Source organism: Aromatoleum toluolicum (assembly GCF_012911005.2).
Lineage (GTDB): Bacteria > Pseudomonadota > Gammaproteobacteria > Burkholderiales > Rhodocyclaceae > Aromatoleum > Aromatoleum toluolicum.
On the sequence record NZ_WTVS01000163.1, the window covers coordinates 1 to 2754 of the forward strand.

General features: G+C 67.9%; 2 protein-coding genes. Both read left to right on the top strand.

The annotated features are described in order from the left end of the window. A partial coding sequence (locus GPA27_RS28125) for a WD40/YVTN/BNR-like repeat-containing protein (protein ID WP_169143705.1) occupies positions 1–717 on the top strand: 717 nt, incomplete at its 5' end. Positions 718–745: 28 nt separating this feature from the next. Continuing rightward, positions 746–2754 (top strand): efflux RND transporter permease subunit (locus tag GPA27_RS28130; protein ID WP_169143706.1); only part of this gene is annotated, 2009 nt, incomplete at its 3' end.

Consider the following 2754-nt stretch of genomic DNA (forward strand, 5'->3'; position numbering starts at 1 on the left):
GCGACCTGGACCAAGCAGCTCGACGGCCGCGCGCTCGGCGAGCGGATGGTGGCGTACTACAAGACCCGGACGGGCGACGACGCGGCGAAATGGGTCGCCGAGGCCGAGCGCTTCGCCGCGCAGGGCGCGGAGAATCCCTTCCTCGACGTGTGGTTCGCCGACGAGCAGACCGGCTTCGTCGTGGGCGCCTTCAACCTCATCCTGCGCACCACCGACGGCGGCAAGAACTGGGAGCCGTGGCTCGACCGCACCGAGAACCCGCAGGCGCTGCATCTGTATGCAATCCGCCCGGCCGGCGGCGACGTGTACGTCACCGGCGAGCAGGGTCTCGTGCTGCGCCTCGATGCGAGGGCCGGGCGCTTCATCGCGCTGGAGACGCCGTACCGGGGGAGCTATTTTGGGGTTACGGGAACGCGCAACGCCGTCATCGTCTTCGGCCTGCGCGGCAACGCCTTCCGCAGCGCCGACGGCGGGGCCACCTGGCACAAGATCGACACCGGCGTGCAGGAAGGCCTCACGGCCGGCGTGCCGCTGGGCGCCGGCGGCGTGCTGCTCGCCAGCCAGGCAGGGCGGCTGCTTGTCAGCACCGACGGCGGCGAGCATTTCGCGCCGCTCAAGCTCGAGCGGGCCACGCCCGCCGCGGCGGTGCAGCCCCTCGGCACGGATGCGGTGGTCGTCGCGGGTGCCCGCGGCGTGCGCGTCCAGACGCTTCGCTAGAACAGAAAAAGCTTAGGAGACCGACGCGATGGCCGTCGCATTCGATTCGCATGACCGGGCGCCGGTGGTGCGTTCCCTTTCTGATTTCGATCAGAATTCGGGCAACAAACTCGAGCGCCTGATCTTCAACCACCGCCTCGCGGTGATGGTGATGTGCGCGCTCGTCACCGTGGCGCTGGCGCTGGTGGCCGCCGTGAAACTGCATCTGAATGCCAGTTTCGAAAGCATGCTGCCGCAGAGCCAGCCCTACATCCAGAACTATCTGGACAATCGCAATGAGCTGCGTGGCCTGGGCAACGTGCTGCGCGTGGTGGTTGCCACCCCCGACGGTGACATCTTCGATCCGGCCTACCAGGAGACGCTGAAGAAGATCAACGACGAGTTGATTCTCACCCCGGGCGTCGACCGCGCGTGGGTGAAGTCGCTGTGGACGCCCTCGGTGCGCTGGACCGAGGTCACCGAGGAGGGCTTCCAGGGCGGGCCGGTGATGCCCGATGCCTACGACGGCTCGCCGCGGGCGACCGAGCAGCTGAAGCTCAACATCGCGCGCTCGGGCATCGTCGGGCGCTTCGTCGGCAACGACTTCAAGTCGAGCATGGTGTTCGTGCCGCTGCTCGACAAGGATCCCGCCACGGGCGCGCCGATCGACTACCGGGCGCTGTCGCGCACGCTCGAGGACAACATCCGGGCGAAGTTCGAGCAAAGCGTTGAGCAGGGCGGGGCGCCGGTGAACATCCACATCATCGGCTTCGCCAAGCTGGTGGGCGACCTGATCGACGGCGTGAGCGAGGTGATGACCTACTTCGCGGTCGCGGCCTTCATCGCGATCGTCGTGATCTTCTTCTACACCCGCTGCCTCAGGAGCACCGCGCTGGTGGTGGCCTGTTCGGTGGTCGCCGTGGTGTGGCAGTTGGGGTTGATTGCCGCCCTGGGCTTCGCGCTCGATCCGTTCTCGATCCTCGTGCCCTTCCTGATCTTCGCCATCGGCGTGTCGCACGGCGCGCAGAAGATGAACGGCATCGTGCAGGACATCGGCCGCGGCACGCACCGGCTGGTGGCGGCGCGCTTCACCTTCCGGCGCCTCTTTCTCGCCGGGATGACGGCGCTGGTCGCCGACGCGGTGGGCTTCGCCGTGCTGATGGTGATCGACATCCCGGTGATCCAGTCGCTGGCGCTCTCGGCGAGCATCGGCGTGGCGGTGCTGATCTTCACCAACCTGATCCTGCTGCCGGTGCTGCTGTCCTACACCGGCGTGAGCGCCCGGGCGGCCGAGCGCAGCCTGGTGGCCGAATCGGGTGCGGCCGACGGCACGGGTGCAGCGCTGTGGCGCTGGCTCGAGCGTTTCACCGAACGGCGCTGGGCGATCGGCGCGATCGCGATCTCCGCGGTGCTGACGGTGGCAGGCTTCGTCGTCAGCCTGCAGCTCAAGATCGGCGACCTCGAGCCCGGCGCGCCGGAGCTGCGCGCCGACTCGCGCTACAACCGCGACAACGCCTACATCACCGCCAACTACTCGCTCTCGTCCGACCAGTTCGCGGTGATCGTCAAGACCGCGGCCGAAGGTTGCCTGAAGTACGAGACGCTGGTCGAGGCCGACCGCCTCGCCTGGCAGCTGCAGCAGGTGCCGGGGGTGCAGACGACGGTGTTCCTCGGTGACGCGGTGCGCCAGATCACTGCCGGCTCGTACGAGGGCAACCCGAAGTGGGTGACGCTCGCGCGCAACCAGGACGTGCTCAACTACGGCGCGCAGCAGGCCTCGGTGAACAACCCGGACCTCTTCAACAACGACTGCTCGGTGATGCCGGTGATCGCCTACCTCACCGACCATCGCGCCGAGACGCTCGACCGCGTGGTGGCGACCGCGGCGCGCTTTGCCGAAGCGCACAGCTCGCCCGAGCGCCAGTTCCTGCTCGCCGCGGGCAGCGCCGGCATCGAGGCGGCGACCAACATCGTCGTGAAGGAAGCCAACCGCACGATGCTGTTCTACGTGTATGGGGCGGTGATCGTGCTGTGCTTCATCACCTTCCGCAACTGGCG